The following is a 17961-nucleotide window of genomic DNA, read 5'->3' as shown; positions in this document are numbered from 1 at the left end:
AATATTATTTTTACAATATTTAATAAATAATTAAACTTATTTATCTATCTATTTTTTACTATTTTTATAAATTAATTAAAATTAAATGATTTAATTAAATAAACCTTGTATTATTTTTAATAAATAACTTAAAATGCAATTTACTTAACTAACCATTCTATTATCTCTTTCATAAACTGGTTCCAATAATCCCATTGATGACCACCAGTACCTTCATGAAAAATATAATTTATATTATTATAATTTGATAAAAAATTTATAAACTTAATATTAGCATCATATAAATTATCATCACTAGCACAAGTTATAAACATATCTGGAACATCTTGATTAGTATCTTCTAATTTTTTAATTAAATTATTTACATTAACATCCCTATCAAGTGCAGTATCTAAGCTGCCAAAACATTCTTCAACAAATTCTTGATTATATTTAAATATAGATTGATTAGTTTTATCAAAATTCTCTTCTAAAATAAGAGCAGAAGATAATGCAAGTATTTTTGAAAATCTTTTATTATATTTAAGTCCATTATATAATGCACCGAAACCACCCATAGAATATCCGCCAATAAATGTATCTTCACGTTTTTTAGACAAATTAAACATTCTTCTACTTATATCTACTAATTCTTCACCAATATATTTAGAATAATTTCTATTAGAAGAAGGATAATCTAAATAAAAGCTATTTTCACCACTAGGCATTATAACTGCAAGATTATTTCTTTCAGCTAATCTTTTAATATCAGTATGAGTTAACCATTCCATACAATCCCCATACAAACCATTTAATAAATATAATGTTTTATATGGTCCACTATTTGATTTATTTATATTATGTTCATAATCAATGTGATCTACAGGTAAGATTGCAGTAAATGGTATATTTCTTCCTAAATCTTGTGATTTATATTCTACATTTAATAATGCCATGAAAATCCTCCATTTTAAATTTAAATTATTTACAAACAAGTCATAAGAACAGATAATAAATGAAACTAAAATATCAACTATTTACAAACAAGTCATAAGAACAGGTAATGTTACAAGTGAAAGCAATGTATCAAATACAATAATATCTGATGTTAACTCTACATCAAGACCAAATTCCATAACATATGAAATTGACAACATAGCAGATGGCATTGCTGCTTCAATAAGTGCTATCTCATTATCAAAGCCAGTTATTCCAAATAATTTTAAAATGAAAAAGGCAAAAAATGGATAAACAAAAAGTTTTAATACTGAACCAGTTAAAGTTAATCCAAATTTCTTACCAAATCCTTTAAAGTTCATAGATAAACCTAAAGATAATATAATTAATGGAATTGTTATATCTGCTAAATAATTAATAATATTTGTTCCAACTGTACCAATTGGGATATGATATAAGTTAAATAATAAACCAATAATTAAACCCCATAGTACTGGAAAAGAAAATATTCTTTTAACAACTTCCTTATATTCTCCACCAAATTTTATAACAAAGATTAAATACACAACAATCATCATTAAAACATCAGTAATATTGAAGAATATTGCTCTTACAAGACCACTTACACCATATACACCCATAACTACAGGAAAACCTACAAATCCAGTATTACCCATAATTATAACAGAAAGTAATGCATATTTTTGTTTATCAGGTAACTTCATACCAACAAAAAGTAAATATGATACAATACCAACTAAAAATGCAGATATAAAACCAATTATTGGAAATTTACCTAATGTTGGAAGAAGAGACATGTTTGCATCATATAAGGAACGAAATACTAAAAAAGGCATTGCAAGATAAACAACAACCTTATTAATAGTTGCTCCTTCATTTGCACTTAATAAATTAAATCTTTTTGCAATAAAACCTATTGCTAAAATTATAAAAATAGTTAAAAAAGTTGTTAAAATTTCCATATTATCAATAATTAAATTATATATAATATTTTTGAAATTATTACTTATAAAATTTTAATAAAAATCCAATGAAAGTAGTAAAATAAACAAAATATATAATATAATAAAAAATAATTATCTAAAATTGAAAATAATAAAAAAATAAAAAAATAAACTAAAAAAACCACCTAATCATAGAAACTAAATAAATAACTAAAAAATAAACTAAAAAAACCATTTAATAAATATAGAAACTATAAATAGCTAAAAATAAGGATATAAAAAAATAAAAAAATAAAAATAGCTAAAGATTATTTAGCTAATTCATCAATTTCTGCAATTCTATTATCAAATTCAGTAAATTTCCTAGCTAAACCTGTAAAGTATGGAATGTATACTTTTGAGAAAGTTAATCTTTCAGGATCAATATTATTATCAGATATTTCACCTTTAATTTTATCTATCTTATTTTCAACTTCATCATACATTACATCACCAGGATATTCACCTATGAATATACCATCTGCACCATTTTCTAAAGCATAAATAATATGCTTTGGAAGTACACGGTTTACACTAATAACTTTAATAATATGAATTGATTCTGGATATGTTAATCTGTTTACTCCAATATTATCTGCTGATGTATATCCAACATCATCTAAAAATGCAATAATACGTCTTTCTCCAGGTTTTTTACCTTTTAAAATACCTTTAATAGTTGCAGATATTTTATCTTCAATGTTACCATTAATTTGAACTGCATTATTTGGACATACTGCAATACATTTACCACAACCAGAACATGTCATAGGATCAATATAAATTTCTTCATCTTTAACTGATGCTGCTTTATATTTACATATTTTAACACATTCTTCACATAAATCACATAATTCATTATCAACTGTTGCAATAAATGGTTCTATATCTATACCATCATTAATAAGTTCAGATACTTTACTTGCAGATGCTGTAGCTTGAAGAATACTATCAGTTATATCTTTTGGATTTTGCGCAGTTCCTGCAACAAATACTCCTCTTACATCAGTCATAACTGGTTTGATTTTAGGACTAGGTTCTTTAATAAATGCATCTTCTGTTTGAGAAACATTTAATATTTTTGCAACTTCTTTAGTTCCTTCACTTGGTTCAATAGCAGTAGATAATACAACCATATCAGATTTAATTTCTTTAAATTTACGTGTTAAAGTATCTTCTACACGAACAATTAAATTTCCATCTTTTTTTACAACTTCTCCAGGACGACCCCTCATAAGTCTTACACCATCACTTTGAGCATGTTTAAAGTACTTTTCAAACATTCCTGGTGTTCTAATATCAGTATAACATAAAACTATATCTGTATCAGGATACTTGTGTTTAATGATATTTGCATTTTTAAGTGCTACCATACAACAAACTTTAGAACAATATTTATGTCCATCAGGTTTAATATCACGAGAACCTACACATTGTATCATTACAACTCTTTTAGGTACTTTACCATTAGATAAACATTGAAGTTTACCTTTTGTTGGTCCATTAACACCTAAAATACGTCCAAGTTCACTTTGAGTAATTACATCATCATATCTACTATAACCATATTCTGGACGTAAATCTGGATTAAATAATTTATGACCTGTAGAAACAATAACAGAACCAACTTCTAAAGGAATCATTTCTGACTCTTGTCTAAAACTAATTGCATTCATACGACAAGTACGTTTACAATCACCACATTGATCACAGTTATCAATATCAATTACATAGGTATCTGGATAACATTGTGAGAATGATTTATAAATAGCTTTTCTATAAGATAAATTATCATTCCAATCATTAGGTATTTCTTGAGAACATACTTCAACACAGTCTCCACATGATATACATTTATCAGTATCAACATAACGTGGTTTTTTCTCAACAAGAAGGTTAAAACTACCTGCTCTTCTTTCTGCTTTAATTAATTTAGAACTTGTTAATATTTCAATATTATCATTCCATACAACTTCATTTAAAACAGGATTTAAAAGACAAAGTCCACATTCTTCAGCAATTTTAACTGGTGAGAATACTTTACCTATTTTAGCCATATGTCCACCAATTGAAGGTGTTTCTTCAATTAAATAAACATGTATACCTTGTTTTGCAAGAGACAATGCAGCACTCATACCTGCAATACCTCCACCAATAACTGCTGCACTTTCAGTTGTTTGAATTAATATTGGGTCTACTGCTTCAGAAACTTTAAGTTTTTCAATAGAAGCATTAATTAAATTTACTGCTTTATCGGTTGCTTTTTGATTAAAAGAATCAGATGTTTGACTATGTACCCAAGAACATTGTTCTCTTAAATTTACCATATCCATAAGATAAGGATTTAATGGTTTTACATATTCTTGAAATGTTTTTTCATGAGATTCAGGTGAACATGCTGCAATAACAACACGATCTAAATTTTCATTAATAATTTTATCTCTAATTATTTTACTACCATTAATTGAGCATAAATTTTCATATTCTTCAATTACATCTACATCCCCAATTGATTCTTTTATTTTCTCAATATCAAGTACATCAGAGATGTTTCCACCACAATGACAAATGAAAACTCCAACTTTATGATCCATAAACACACCTACATTAATTAATTAGTTTCATTAACTTCAACTTTAACAGTATCTGCTTCCATGTTGAAATCTTCACTTTCATCTAAGTCTACTTTATATGAAACTTTTTCAATAATTTCGTCTTTATTATCTTTACTTAAAGGTTTTAAATCTTTTAAAATAGGTTCAACAGGTACAGTATGTGTTTGTATACCTACAACATCATATGGATCTGCACCCATAGCTAATGCTAAAAATTGTGCAATGTTTAAATGTACAATATTAAATTCTTCACCAATTTTATCTCCAACATATGTTTGATATCTATCAAATTGTACATGACAATTAGGGCATAAATGTATTAAAATATTAGTTTTATTTTCTTTAAGAGATTTTAATTTATCTAAAGTAACAGTTAAAGAATGTTTTTTATGTACAAATCTTTGAGAAAATCCACTACCACAAGTTGTTCTTTTAAAATCATACCATCCAATAGTTTCAACACCACAAGCATTTACAACATCATCAATAATATGTGGATTTCTAATTCCTTCAATAGTATCACCATAATGAACTTTACAGTAATGACAACCATGATGAGTTGCAATATTAAAATCAGAAAAATCATATTTAATATTTTTTGCAATTTCTTTACGTTTACTGTAAAAAATATCAATAATATGGAAGATATTTTCTCTAGAATCAAGATCTCCTTTATTAAATTTCATCCAATCGTAACCACAATCATCAAATACCTGATTTACTTCATCACGTACTTCTTCATTATTATTTAAAATATTTGCAACTTTTTTATTAATAGCATAACATGTTGCACACATCATGACCATATTTGGTCTATTTAATTTATTAGCAAGTGCAAAATGTCTAGCACCATTTACAGTTGTAGAAAATTGGTCAAAAACATCAGAATAATGACCTAAACCAGTACAACAGGTTTGTGCTCTATCCACATGGTAATCTACTCCTATTTTATCAAAAACATATTTTGTACTTGATTCAATACCTGGATATTCAACACTTACTAAACAACTTTTAAATAGCAAAATATTCTTATCTGGAACATTTTTCATATTAAACTCCTCAAAAATATTAAATTAATCCTAAATTTAATTTTATTTAATATACATTCAAATAAAATCTAAAATCCAATTTTACATCAAATCCAAAAAAATTAATCCTCATCTTTATGATGATTTCTAATTTTATTTATTCTATCTTCAAAACCACATGATTTAAGAATTGTTGAAACTTCAACAATAGCTTCTTCAGAAGGAAATACTGGATCAAGACCTAAATGATTTCTTACATCATCTAAATGTGTTTTAAAATCCCACCAGTCATCACCAATATCCTCTTTCATTTCTGGGAAGAAATTTTCAGGAATTCCCCCAATTCCATGATTTAAAAAACTATCCCCAAATCCTAAAAATGGAATTAAATGATCATCAGCAATACCTTTATCAACAGCAATTTGTCTTAAAACTTGATTTACTTCACAAGGACTATTATCTGCAGGACAAATACTATGACAAGTATAACAATAGAAACAATACCATATATCCTCATCTTCAATAACAGCAGTATCCCCCTCTAATACACATTCAACCATTGATCGTGGATTATAATTACTATGTTGAGCTGCAGGACATACAGAAGTACACATACCACATTGAACACATTTTAATAAACCTTTTGGTTTAGAAGATTTAATATTATGAGAAATATATTCTTCAAGATCTAAAGAATCCTCTCTAAATTTTTCAACCATAAAAAAACCTCATTTAAAAATATAATAAAAAGAGTTTAATTTAAACTCCTTTTAAAAAAAATTAGAACATAAATTTCTTATTAAGAATCATATCATTTAATTGATCAATAATTTCTTTTGCACGTACCCTATCAGATTGACGGCTAACAATATTAACATTATAATCTTTATTGTCAACATTTATAGTAGTTGAACCAGTATTTATTGTAAATACATTACCTACACAATATCTAGCACAACTTCCACAACCAAAACAATCATCATTTAAGTCAATATTAATTTTATTATCACTAATAGAATGTTTTACAGCATTAGTTGGACAATATTTTTCAACTAAACATTCATCACATGCAATACATTTAGATACATCAATATTAGGACGTTTTTCTGCTCCATTCCACATTTCACCATAATTAGTTTTAGAAACAGGTAAATGTCTTCCTCTAATATCTGCAACAGTTAATGGAATATCTTCATTTAAAAATAGAAGATTATTATATATTTCTTCATTTAAAATTGGTATTGGAATAGCTACACTATCATAAACTTCAGGACCCATACCAGTTCTATATCCACCTAAATAACGAGAATCCATTTTTTTAATATCTGCAGATAACATTAAATTAGGTTTTGCATCAGAAGCTCTTGTACCTAAACCTAAAACTAAACCTGGAGCACCATTTAAAAGAATTTTAGCTCCTTCTTTAATAACATTTCTATCCATATCATTTTGAAGTGGATTTATATCACCACAACCAGAGAATGTAATTAAATCAAGTCCTGGTTCAAATGGTTTAGCATCAAAAATAGATTTCACATAAGAATCTCCAGTATTAACAAATGCAGTATAATTGTTAAATGCTTGACGTGTTCCAATCATATGTGCAGTAACTATTTCTTCAAGATTAGTTGTAGTGTTAATAGTTTTACCTTCAATAGTTTCAACTTCTACATCTATATCTTTACCATTTAAAAGATCTTTTAATAAAAATCCTCCACCATAATCAGGATTATCTTTACTATGACTTGTACCATTTAATATACAATCAACAGAACCTAATAATTCATTTGGACAAGGTCCAACAGAAGCAGGAATACCATTTAAATAAATATTTTTAGCTTTCTTAAATTCACCAGGTTCAAATACAATAATATTGAATATTGCAGAAGTACCACTCATTACACCACAAGTACCACACGTTACAACATCAACTTCTTCAAATGAAGGAACTTCATCATTTCTAAGTGCTTCTTTAAAGTCAAAAGCAGAAAAAACATTAGCTTCTCCATTTTCAATTTTTTTATTAATCTCTTCAATAGTTCTTTCCAATTAAATCATCCTCTTTATAAAAAATTAAAAAATAATTAAAAATTAAAAAAATTGATACATACTTAAAAATACTAAATTAAAGTATATAAAGCTTTTTAAAGTGAATGTAAGCTTAATATTACTTTAATAAGCAAAATGTTACGTTAATATTACTAAATTAGAAAAAATAAACTAATGGTAAAAATTTTTAAAAATTATTAAAATCACTAAATAATGATTAAAATAAGATAAAAATAAAAATTAAATAAAAATATAGAAATAAATAAAATATTAAAGCAAAATATAAAATAAATAAATAATTAAAAGAATTTAAATATAAAAAAAGTCTGCAACATCATACTAACTTATAAAATTAATTAAAAAATACTAAAAAATAAGCAAAAAATAGCTAAAAATACTAAAAATTTAAGAAAAAAAGACAATAAAAAAAATAGCTAAAAAAATAAGATAAATTAAAAAATTTATAATTTACCTAAAGTGTCTCCTCTGAGACCTCTTCTAATAGTTTCAAGAGAAATAATTTCATCAGTAGAAATATTTCCTAAATTAGCATCAGAACCTAATTTTAAGATAAAGTAAACTTGTTGATCTTTTTTAGGAGCTTCCCATATAATATCATCAGGATTAGAAATATTATTTAAAATATAATCAACTTCATCTTCTTTTACATTACTATTTTCATCAAAAATACCAATGTTTTTTCCACCTTCTCTTGCTTCAACAATAACTTTAGTAGATCCTGCTTCTAATTCAGCATTCATATATTTAACTCTATCTTCTAATGATAATTCTTTATCTAATGCAGGATTTTTCTTACCTACTTCAGATATAACATTAAATCCAAAATCTTTAGCTTGTTTAATATAATATATTTTTTCATCATATGGTAAATTAGTAGAACCATTAGAGATTTCAATAGTTTCAAAACCTAATCTTTTTGCTTCTTCAAAGAATTCAGGAATTTTATTTTCAAGATAAGCAAGTTCAAATAATGTTCCACCAGTATAAGGTTGAATATCATGTTTTTTATACATTTTAACTTTTGCTTTTACAATTCTTTCATTTTGAACTACTGTAGTACCCCAGCCAAATTTAAGATAATCTACATAGTCTCCTGCAATTTCCATCAAACATTTAGCAGTATCATATCCTAAACCTTTATCTAAAACCATAGTAATTCCTTTGTCTCTTGGTTTTGATTCTCTTTCCGTTAGGAGAAAATTAAAAGCATTCATTATATCACCATATATATTTTAAAGAATAATTTATATTGAAATAAATTAAATAATAGTTTAAGTTTAAAATATTTAAATCTTTTTAGAATTTATATAATTTAAAAATATAAAATATAGAAATCCAAAAACTTAAATTAAAACTATTATATATTAAATAGAAAATTTAATTTAAAAATAAAAATTAGAAATATTTATAAATTAGGATAATACCTCATATTTTATAAAAAATGAATATTAATAAATAAAAGGTTTAATGAAATAAATAAAAAAAATCTTAATGATTAAAATGAATAAAAATAAAATTCAACAAATAGAAATTGATGAAACACATATTAGGTTAATTACAGATTTAGAAAATCATAATTTAGATAATTATATAATAAAAATCAGAAAACAATTAAAAGATTATATTTATGAAAATCCTGAATTTTTAACAAAACTTACACCATATCCAAATAAACTTAAAACAAAATATAAAATTATTGAATTAATGGATAATAGTAGTAAAATAGCTAATGTAGGTCCAATGGCTGCTGTAGCAGGTACAATATCTGAATTATGCTTAAATCATTTAATATTAAAAGGAAGTAAATTATCTTCTGTTGAAAATGGTGGAGATATTGCAATTATAAATAATAAAAAAATGGTCTGTGGAATATATACACATACTATTAAAGATATTGGATTTGAATTAAAACCAAGAAAAAAACCACTTGGAATATGTACTTCATCTAGTAAAATTGGACATTCAATAAGTTTTGGAAACTCTGAATCTGTTACAATCCTTACTAATCAAGCAAGTATTGCAGATGGTCTTGCAACATCTATTGCAAACGATGTTAAAGGTGAAACTACAGAAGATGCGATAAATAATGGTCTTGAAAGTGCAGAAAAATATAAAGAATTTTATAATGGTGCAATAATCACTGTAGGTGATTTAGTAGGAACAATTGGAAAACTACCTAAAATTGTAAGTACAGAACCATTTGATATAGATTATTAAATTAATTTAAATTAAACAAATATATGAAAATTTAATAAATATTAATACATTAGGAAATTAATCTAATAAATAGTAATAATAAATATAAAAAATCTAAAAAAAATAATAATTGTATTTCTAGATTCTATTTTAAAGATTTAGATTTTTTCTAAAAAAGATATAATAAACTAATAAATAAAACTTTAAAAATTTAGGTTTTTTCTAAAAAAAGATATAATAAAGTGATAAAATGACAATTGGAATAATAGGTTATGGAAACATTGGACAGATGATTACAGAAAATTTACTAAAATTAAACTTAGTAAATGAAGATGAACTTATTATATCAAATAGAAACATATCAAAATTAGAGTCTTTAAAAGAATATTATCCAAATATAAACATAACTGATGATAATAATAAACTTGCAAAAGAATCAGATAAAATAATCATATCTGTTGAAAGTGATGATTTATTAAATGTTATATCTGAAATTAAACAAAATTTAAATAATACACATATTATTCATACTTGTGCAGGAATAAATTTTGAAGATATTGAAAATATCTATGATGGACCAGTAAGTTTAGTTATTCCAACTATTGCTTCAGAATTTGTAGAAAGTGATAATCCGCAAAATGGAATAAGTTTAATTGTTCATAATGATAATGTAAACTTTATAGATTCATCTAAATTAGAAACACTATTTAATGAATTCTCTTATGTTAAAATACTTCCTGATGAAGAAGATATAGAAATAGCTACAATATTAACTAGTTGTGCACCAGCATATATTGGACTTATTGTTAAAAAATTAAGTGAATTTGGATTTAAACATTCAAATCTTGATTATGAAGAATGTAAATATTTAATTCTTAAAACATTAATTGGATCAAGTGAAGTTTTATTAAAAGATAAAATAAACTCTGATGATAATTGTGATAAATTAATAAATAAAGTTTGTACACCTAATGGTATTACAGAAAAGGATTAAATTATTTAGATTTAGAATTAAATGAAATAATTGATGAATTATTTGATATTCTATTAAAAATCTATGAAAAAGAGTAATTAAACTCTTAAAAACTATTTTTACTATACATTACTATTAAAAAAAGCAAATAAACTCTTTAAAAACTATTTTTATTATACCTTACTATTAAAAAAAACATGTTAAAAAGAGTAATTAAACTCTTAAAAACTATTTTTATTATACAATACTTAAAACCTATAAAAAAAGTAATTAATTTATTACTAAGTATTTTTATTATACTAAGTTAATTATTAATTCTTAAAAAACTCTTAATTAAAAAAAATATTAAAATTAGGATAAATTAGTATTAAAATCACTAATAGCACTATCAACTAATTCTAATATAGAATCATCAATAGATGGATAATCTCCATCTAATTCAATTGGAATATTATCACAATAAACAACTTCTAAACCATAATTAAGAGCTTCTTTACTTGCAACATCAACTGCAGCTGCTTTAAGTTCAGTTAACATACAATCAACTTTATCAATATATTTTGCAATATCTTCTTTTAATAAAGGCCTATTAGAGAGATGTGAAGTTGTTCCAACTACTTTACATTTATATTCTTCTTCAAGATAATTAACTAATTTATCTTTAACAGAACTAGGTGCTGTAGTTGCAAATAATATTTTTTTACCTTCAAGATTTTTAAGTGGTTTAGGCCTAAATACAGTAGGAATAACTTTTGCATTAGGATTTTCCTTATGAATAAACTCAATAATTTCATTAACTTTTTCTTTTGAAGTCATTGGTTCTTCACACATTGTTAAAATAATTAAATCACCAAGTCCAATTCTATATGGTCCAAAGAAATTTGTAATATTTAATATATCTTGATTTGTACCAACAAGCACTATAGTTTTATCTGTTTTAATTGGTGGAATAGCTGCACCACTACCTTCAAATATTATAAAGTCAGCGTCTTGTTTATTAGCAATTTTTGCTCCATCTTTCATATTTGTAAAAAAGACCTCACCAGACATTCCTCCACCACATCTTCTACAACCAATAGTAAGAATTCTACTCATTAAAGCATCTTCCCAATGGTCACTTGCTGCATGAACACCTTTATCTGCTTGTTCTACTAAAAATTCAGGAGTTATTTCAATTTTATCACCATGAACAATTTCAGGAGTTTCTGGTCCTCCTCTACCCATTGCTACAACACATGGATTATAATTGTTTTTATCAATTAAACGAGAAGTATAAGTACTAACTGCAGTTTTTCCAATTCTTTTACCTGTTCCTATAATTTTAATTGAAGGTTTTTCTGGAATATCTGCTTGTGTTGGAGGTTCAAATCTAAAATCAGTACCTTCATATATTACTCCTTTAGCAATTACACGACAAGCTATTTTAAAACGTTTAGAATAATCAAGAACTGGTTCATCAGATAAGTCCATAATAACATCTGGTTCATATTTATCAATCATTTCTTCAATTAAATCATAAGGAATTTCATCTTTATTATCTCCAAAGTATACTGGAAAACCCATTAACTCAGAATATGCTTTTGGATTATCAGTTTTTAACTTTTCAGTTCCACCAATAAATACCATGGATACAACTTCATTATGCTCTAAATCATCAATTACAGATATTGCAGACTTTGTAACGGGAAGGTAATGTTCACCATCAACTAAACATATGATTTTATTAGTCATAATATTCCTCTTTTAAAATTTTAACATAAATAAGATTTAATTAAAAATATTTAAACATATACAGATTTTTTTAATTTATAATATATAATTTTAATTATAAAAATCATGAAAAAACCTAAAATAGAGACTTTAATAAAAGACTTTAAAAAATCATAACAATATTATATAAATTATGAATATTTAATAAAATTTTATAAAAAAAACTAAAAAAAAACCTAAAAAACCTAAAAAAAGCTTTATAAAAAAATTAAAATAACAATAAAAACCTAAATAAAACGTATAAAAAACGATAAAACTAAAAAAACCTAAAAAACCTAAAAAAACAATAAAAAATACTCAAAAAAAGAAAAATAAAAAAATAAATGGGTTAAGTTTTGTATTTAAAAGGTCAATTTAGGACCAAGAATAGTTATAGCATCATTTGGATGACCAGCACATGAACCAAATCCTTTATCAGAACCTGTACTGACAGTATCTATATCTATCCAACGACCATTAATGTTATATTGACTCCATACGTGAGCAGAAGTTCCATCTAAGAATGAAACACTATCACAATATACATATCTTCCAGTAATATTTTGTGCATTAGCCATAGCCATTACAAGTTGTGCTTGATCACAACAATTTCCTGCTCTTGCCATAAATGTACCATGTGCACCTTTTTTAGTACCACCATAATATTCATATTGGACATTATGATTTACCCAATGATGAATAGCTCTTAATTTTTCTTCTGGAGTAGTACAATTAGCACAAATTTGATTAGATGCTTCTTTAATATCAGCACTTACACTAACATTAACATTTCCATTTGGTACATCTACATTTACTGGATTTCCATTAACTGTAGTAGTATTAGTTCCATTAACCATTACTAAATATGCTCTACTAGGACTCATTTTATCAGCACCACATACACCACAGAAATCAGCATCACAACCACCTTTTGATTGGTCACAAGTGATTTCTCCTTCAGGTACTCCAGCACCACCATTAGAGCTTCCACTTCCATCCCTATTTGGATCTTTAGGAGTATCAGATAATGTACCCCATTTATGACAGAATGGACAGTAATTTAGATATGTTCTAGTATATGGTCTATAACTACCACAATTATTTGCACAAGACGGATACATAGTTACAGTAATAGTATTATTATCAGAATAATTACCATTACTTTGATTAGTTACAGATGGTGTGAAATTAGTACTATTCATAGTTGAATTATTTAAAATAATATATGTAACATTTGAACCATTTGACATAGTTACATTTTGAATAGTTACATTTTCTACACTTACATTGCTCATGTTAATACCTGTATCATCAGGTAATGTATAATTTTTTACATTATTAGATTTAAAGTAATTCTCAAGAGTTTGAGGCATTACATCAGTACCATTAACACTTACAACAGTTTTATTTGTACATAATAATTGTGTATAATTTTTACTTCCACACTCACGAGTGATTGCAGTAGATTCAAAATTTTCCCAATGACCATTATTTTTAACTTGAACCCATTGATGATCTAAAGAATCACTAGTTTCACCTGAAACGATTCTTACTTCATAACCATTCTGTAAAAGTTTATCTTGAGCAAATTGAGCTAATGCTATAGAATTACCTTTACCTGTTTTATTCAAATCAACAATGCTACTTGAACCATTAGGATCATAATTAAATTTTAAATTCATATAAGTACTTAAAAGGAATAAACCTTTTTCACCACTTAAATTATTATCAATGGTATTTTCCATTATTGTACTAATATTTTCATTATTTGAAAACATATTTGAGGAAATATTTGAATTAATATCATTGTTTGAATATAAATTATTTGAAGAGTCTTTAAAATCTCCAAATGAAGATATAGTTATAGCAGAAACACATGAGATTGAAACAAGTGATATTAAAAATATTATACTTGTAAAAAGCATAATTTTTCGAATATTTTTAATTTTAACACCTCAATGATTAAGCAAGTTATTTAATGCTAAATTTAAATCACTGAACCACTAAACAAACAATCAATACATTTTAAACATTTTTCTCCATTTATTGATAAGATTATAATTAAATTATATTAAAAGTATAAAATATTAAAATCTTGCTTTAGATATTAGTTAAATAGCTAAAATATCTATTTAATTCATATAAACACTATTTACAATAATATATTACTTAATTAGATTAATTAAATATTATATTATGTAATTTTTACTATCTGAAGATAAATAAGAATACTACAAATTATTTAAATTATTACAAATTATTACAAATTATTTAATTATTAAAGTTATGTCAAGAATAATTAGAAAAATTTCCTAATTATTAAAATCTTAAAAATAGCTAATAAAAAATTTTTACTAACTAATAAAGATATAATTGATCTTACTAAATAAAAAAATCTTAAGTTTAAATAAAAATCAGATTTTAATATAAAATCTAATTTATTCTAAATAATTAACAATTAAAGAAAATAATGTTAATTAAATTTGATATTAAACTAGGATTCATTATATTATATTCAAATATCAAACTAAAAATTAACTAATAGCTTAATATAAACCATATAAGCCAAATATAAACTAAAGATTAACTAATAGTTTAATATAAATTATAAGCTGAATATAAACTAGAAGAATCCACTATCATCTAATATACGTTCTAAAGCTTGAGATCTTTTATCAAATTTCTCTTTAATAATAATTGTAATTACAAATAATATAACTGGCATAATCGCTAATTTACCCATATTCCACCAATAATGTCCCCAAATTATTCCTGCAATAATTTCACGTAATGCACCTACTGAGTAAGTTAATGGTAGGTACGGATTAATATGTGCAAAGAATGGAGGCATTAATTCAACAGCAAAAATACCACCAGATGCAGTAATTTGTAATAATAATACTACCATTACAATCAATTTACCTGCATTACCTAATGCAGAGTATAAACAATATGCAATAATCATAAAGCACAGAGCAATAAAGTACAGTGCGAAAATCCACGCAATTGGATTAGTAATTTGAATCTTCATTATAAAGTCACAAATTATAACACCAGTTGCTTGAACAAATGCAATAATTAAGAAGAACGGAAATCTACCGAAAAATACTTCTAATGGTGAATATTTATCAGAGTATTTAACTTGACGTTTAATCATTGCAATTGCAACTAAACAACCAATCCATAATGAAATGGAATTATAAAACGGTGCAAGACCTGAACCATAATTAGGAACTGGGAATTCAGCATGTTTTTTCAATTGAACTGGATTTTCAAAGTAATTTCTTACTCCACTTAAATTCATATCTTTATATTCTGCTAATTTTTCTACAGTACTAGGACTTATAGAATTAAGTTTAGCGGCTATTACTGGGATAGTGGCTTTAACTTTAGGCCAATCATTATTAATAACATTTAGAGTATAAGATGCTTTGTTGATTTTTGTACTAATATCATCTCTATTATTATACAATTCATCAACATATTTATTTGATGTTTGAAGTAGTGATCCTGTAGTAGCTAATTTATTATGAACTTCTGGAGAATCCATAGTAGCTTCAACTTCATTAAGTGCATTCATCACTTGTTGAAGTTTAACCATATTTGTTTCAACCTTATTAATAACTGGTAACAATGGTTGATAATGAGTCATATTATACATATTTCTCAAGTAAACATCAAAAGTGTATAAATCACTATAAGATGCATTTGCTTCTGCTTTCATTTTAGCAATAGTAGTACGGGAACTAGAATCATGATTATTAATTTGATCATTTAAAACATCATAATCAGATTGTAATGTACCTAAATATCCTTTTACTTCAGGTAAAGCATTGTATATTTGAGGCCAAAGATTTTTAATAGTTGACATATCAGAATTAACTTCACTTAATCCTTGATCAATTTCACCAGTATTACTATTTAAATCATTAGCAAAAGATTGAGCTTTGTATAAATCATCTTTATTTTTATCTAATATTCCAGCAGCATCTCTTAATTTACCAAAAATTATTGAATCAACTGTAGTAACAACTTGATCATTAATTTTAGCTTCAAGAATTGTTGTTCCAGATTTTAAAATAACTGGGTTAATAGCATTTGATTTTTCATTAACAAAATAATCAATTTCAGCACTTTCTGGATTATTAGAATCAACAGTCATCAGTTCTTTAGAGAAATTCTTAGGAATAATTAGCGCTGCAATATATGTACCTTCATGAACACCATGTCTAGCATTACTTTCATTTACAAAAACCCATGAGAAATTATTATTATGGTGTAATTCATCAACTAGCATATTCCCAACATTGTAATATGTACCATTATCTAATGTATACCCTAAATCATTATCAACAACTGCAACTTTAATATTACCTGTATTGGAATAAGGATCCCATGTAGATTCAATAGTTAAAGTAGCATACATTGCAGGTATTAACATAATAACTAAAACTACAACAAGGACAGCAGGAAAATGAATTAAAATGTGAAAATCTTTTTTCACGATTTCCTTAATATTTTCAATCATAGTGTTTTCCATAATATCCCTATAATTACAAAATTCAATTCTAAAAACATTTAAAAGCACTTAAACTTATAATAATAAAAAAAAATTAAAAACTCCTAAATGTTTACTTAGGAGCAATTCCATCTAACAATATTTCAATAAAATTATCTACTTCTTCATTTACAGATTTACTTGGAGTATATCCATAAATTTTCCATAAAAGTAAAGATTGAATAATCATACTGTAAATATCAAGAGATAAAATTTCAATATTTACCTCTTTAGAGATTTTACCTTTATCCATCTGATTTTTTAAAATTGAAATAAGATTATTAATTACTTTCTCAGATATTTTTTTAAAGGTTGGATCTCCTAATGAAACAGCTCTTATATCTTCAATGGAAATTCTAATTAAATTAAAATCATCTTCAAAAACATAAAGAATATTATTCCATACAGATTTTAAAATTGAAACAATATCTTCATTTTCATCTACTTCAAAGACATAATCTAATTTATTTAAAAAGTATTCTGAGTAAAATTTTGAAGCTTCATTTAGAAGATTATCTTTATTTTTAAATTTACGGAAAATAGTTACCTCACTAACATTTGCTTTATCAGCAATTTTCCTAGTGGTAGCATTATTTACACCACCTTCTTCTAAAAGTTTTATAGTAGCATATAAAATTTTAGTCTCAGTATCTTTAATTTCAATTTCCATAATGTAAGTAAGTACTTACATACATATAAATCTTTTGTATAAAATTATGAGAAACATCTAAAATACATATAAAAATTAAACAAAAACGAAAAAAAATCCAAAAAATTAAGAAAATATTAAAAATAAGTCATACCAAAATAAGAAAAAAATAAAAAAATAATA

Annotated in this window: 13 protein-coding genes; 2 read left to right on the top strand and 11 right to left on the bottom strand. The window is 25.0% G+C overall.

The window, feature by feature from the left end; genetic code table 11:
- Positions 1-140: 140 nt before the first annotated feature.
- The 7 genes from BGI41_RS00220 to comA all read right to left on the bottom strand — a co-directional run bounded on the left by BGI41_RS00220 (position 141) and on the right by comA (position 8867).
- Positions 141-935, bottom strand: coding sequence for an alpha/beta hydrolase family protein (locus BGI41_RS00220; protein WP_088538245.1), 795 nt, complete (start codon positions 933-935; stop codon positions 141-143).
- An 81-nt stretch (positions 936-1016) separates the two neighbouring features.
- Positions 1017-1919 carry an AEC family transporter gene (locus tag BGI41_RS00215; RefSeq protein ID WP_088538244.1) on the bottom strand — a complete coding sequence of 301 codons (903 nt, stop codon included), beginning with the start codon at positions 1917-1919 and terminating at the stop codon, positions 1017-1019.
- Positions 1920-2209: 290 nt separating this feature from the next.
- Positions 2210-4534, bottom strand: coding sequence for a ferredoxin:CoB-CoM heterodisulfide reductase subunit HdrA (gene hdrA / locus BGI41_RS00210; RefSeq protein ID WP_369829819.1), 2325 nt, complete (start codon positions 4532-4534; stop codon positions 2210-2212).
- 17 nt (positions 4535-4551) lie between these two features.
- On the bottom strand, positions 4552-5604 hold the full coding sequence (gene hdrB, locus BGI41_RS00205) for a ferredoxin:CoB-CoM heterodisulfide reductase subunit HdrB (RefSeq protein WP_088538242.1): 1053 nt from the start codon (positions 5602-5604) through the stop codon (positions 4552-4554).
- Positions 5605-5705: 101 nt separating this feature from the next.
- Entirely contained in the window at positions 5706-6302 is a 597-nt protein-coding gene (hdrC, locus tag BGI41_RS00200) for a ferredoxin:CoB-CoM heterodisulfide reductase subunit HdrC (RefSeq protein ID WP_088538241.1), read from the bottom strand.
- 61 nt (positions 6303-6363) lie between these two features.
- On the bottom strand, positions 6364-7632 hold the full coding sequence (locus BGI41_RS00195; protein ID WP_088538240.1) for a methanogenesis marker 16 metalloprotein: 1269 nt from the start codon (positions 7630-7632) through the stop codon (positions 6364-6366).
- 461 nt (positions 7633-8093) lie between these two features.
- The gene (gene comA / locus BGI41_RS00190) at positions 8094-8867 is read right to left on the bottom strand and encodes a phosphosulfolactate synthase (RefSeq protein ID WP_088538239.1); all 774 of its coding nucleotides are present in this window, start codon (positions 8865-8867) and stop codon (positions 8094-8096) included.
- A 277-nt stretch (positions 8868-9144) separates the two neighbouring features.
- Here comA and BGI41_RS00185 point away from each other — a divergent pair, with 277 nt between their 5' ends.
- Together BGI41_RS00185 and BGI41_RS00180 are read left to right on the top strand one after the other, a co-directional pair.
- Positions 9145-9870: a UPF0280 family protein gene (locus BGI41_RS00185; RefSeq protein WP_088538238.1), complete on the top strand. Its 726-nt coding sequence runs from the start codon at positions 9145-9147 to the stop codon at positions 9868-9870.
- Between the two features lie 229 nt (positions 9871-10099).
- Positions 10100-10843, top strand: a complete 744-nt coding sequence (locus BGI41_RS00180; RefSeq protein WP_088538237.1) for a pyrroline-5-carboxylate reductase — start codon at positions 10100-10102, stop codon at positions 10841-10843.
- A gap of 330 nt (positions 10844-11173) precedes the next feature.
- Here BGI41_RS00180 and BGI41_RS00175 read toward each other — a convergent pair whose 3' ends face one another.
- From BGI41_RS00175 to BGI41_RS00160, 4 genes are all read right to left on the bottom strand, one after another.
- A complete protein-coding gene (locus BGI41_RS00175) occupies positions 11174-12553 on the bottom strand; it encodes a 2,3-diphosphoglycerate synthetase (protein WP_088538236.1) in 1380 nt (459 codons plus the stop codon).
- 380 nt (positions 12554-12933) lie between these two features.
- Positions 12934-14496, bottom strand: coding sequence for a transglutaminase family protein (locus BGI41_RS00170; protein ID WP_088538235.1), 1563 nt, complete (start codon positions 14494-14496; stop codon positions 12934-12936).
- 698 nt (positions 14497-15194) lie between these two features.
- Positions 15195-17111, bottom strand: coding sequence for a YhgE/Pip domain-containing protein (locus BGI41_RS00165; RefSeq protein WP_088538234.1), 1917 nt, complete (start codon positions 17109-17111; stop codon positions 15195-15197).
- Positions 17112-17202: 91 nt separating this feature from the next.
- Positions 17203-17799: a TetR/AcrR family transcriptional regulator gene (locus tag BGI41_RS00160; RefSeq protein ID WP_088538233.1), complete on the bottom strand. Its 597-nt coding sequence runs from the start codon at positions 17797-17799 to the stop codon at positions 17203-17205.
- Positions 17800-17961 lie beyond the last annotated feature (162 nt).

It is taken from the genome of Methanobrevibacter sp. 87.7 (genome assembly GCF_002208625.1).
Classification (GTDB): Archaea; Methanobacteriota; Methanobacteria; order Methanobacteriales; family Methanobacteriaceae; genus Methanarmilla.
This window is presented reverse-complemented; position numbering and strand designations above follow the sequence as displayed.

Bases quoted from the DNA above. Each gene is read 5' to 3' on its own strand.
- BGI41_RS00220 (WP_088538245.1), bottom strand. From the start codon at position 935: ATGGCATTATTAAATGTAGAATATAAATCACAAGATTTAGGAAGAAAT.
- BGI41_RS00215 (WP_088538244.1), bottom strand. From the start codon at position 1,919: ATGGAAATTTTAACAACTTTTTTAACTATTTTTATAATTTTAGCAATA.
- hdrA (WP_369829819.1), bottom strand. From the start codon at position 4,534: ATGGATCATAAAGTTGGAGTTTTCATTTGTCATTGTGGTGGAAACATC.
- hdrB (WP_088538242.1), bottom strand. From the start codon at position 5,604: ATGAAAAATGTTCCAGATAAGAATATTTTGCTATTTAAAAGTTGTTTA.
- hdrC (WP_088538241.1), bottom strand. From the start codon at position 6,302: ATGGTTGAAAAATTTAGAGAGGATTCTTTAGATCTTGAAGAATATATT.
- comA (WP_088538239.1), bottom strand. From the start codon at position 8,867: ATGAATGCTTTTAATTTTCTCCTAACGGAAAGAGAATCAAAACCAAGA.
- BGI41_RS00185 (WP_088538238.1), top strand. From the start codon at position 9,145: ATGATTAAAATGAATAAAAATAAAATTCAACAAATAGAAATTGATGAA.
- BGI41_RS00180 (WP_088538237.1), top strand. From the start codon at position 10,100: ATGACAATTGGAATAATAGGTTATGGAAACATTGGACAGATGATTACA.
- BGI41_RS00175 (WP_088538236.1), bottom strand. From the start codon at position 12,553: ATGACTAATAAAATCATATGTTTAGTTGATGGTGAACATTACCTTCCC.
- BGI41_RS00170 (WP_088538235.1), bottom strand. From the start codon at position 14,496: ATGCTTTTTACAAGTATAATATTTTTAATATCACTTGTTTCAATCTCA.
- BGI41_RS00165 (WP_088538234.1), bottom strand. From the start codon at position 17,111: ATGGAAAACACTATGATTGAAAATATTAAGGAAATCGTGAAAAAAGAT.
- BGI41_RS00160 (WP_088538233.1), bottom strand. From the start codon at position 17,799: ATGGAAATTGAAATTAAAGATACTGAGACTAAAATTTTATATGCTACT.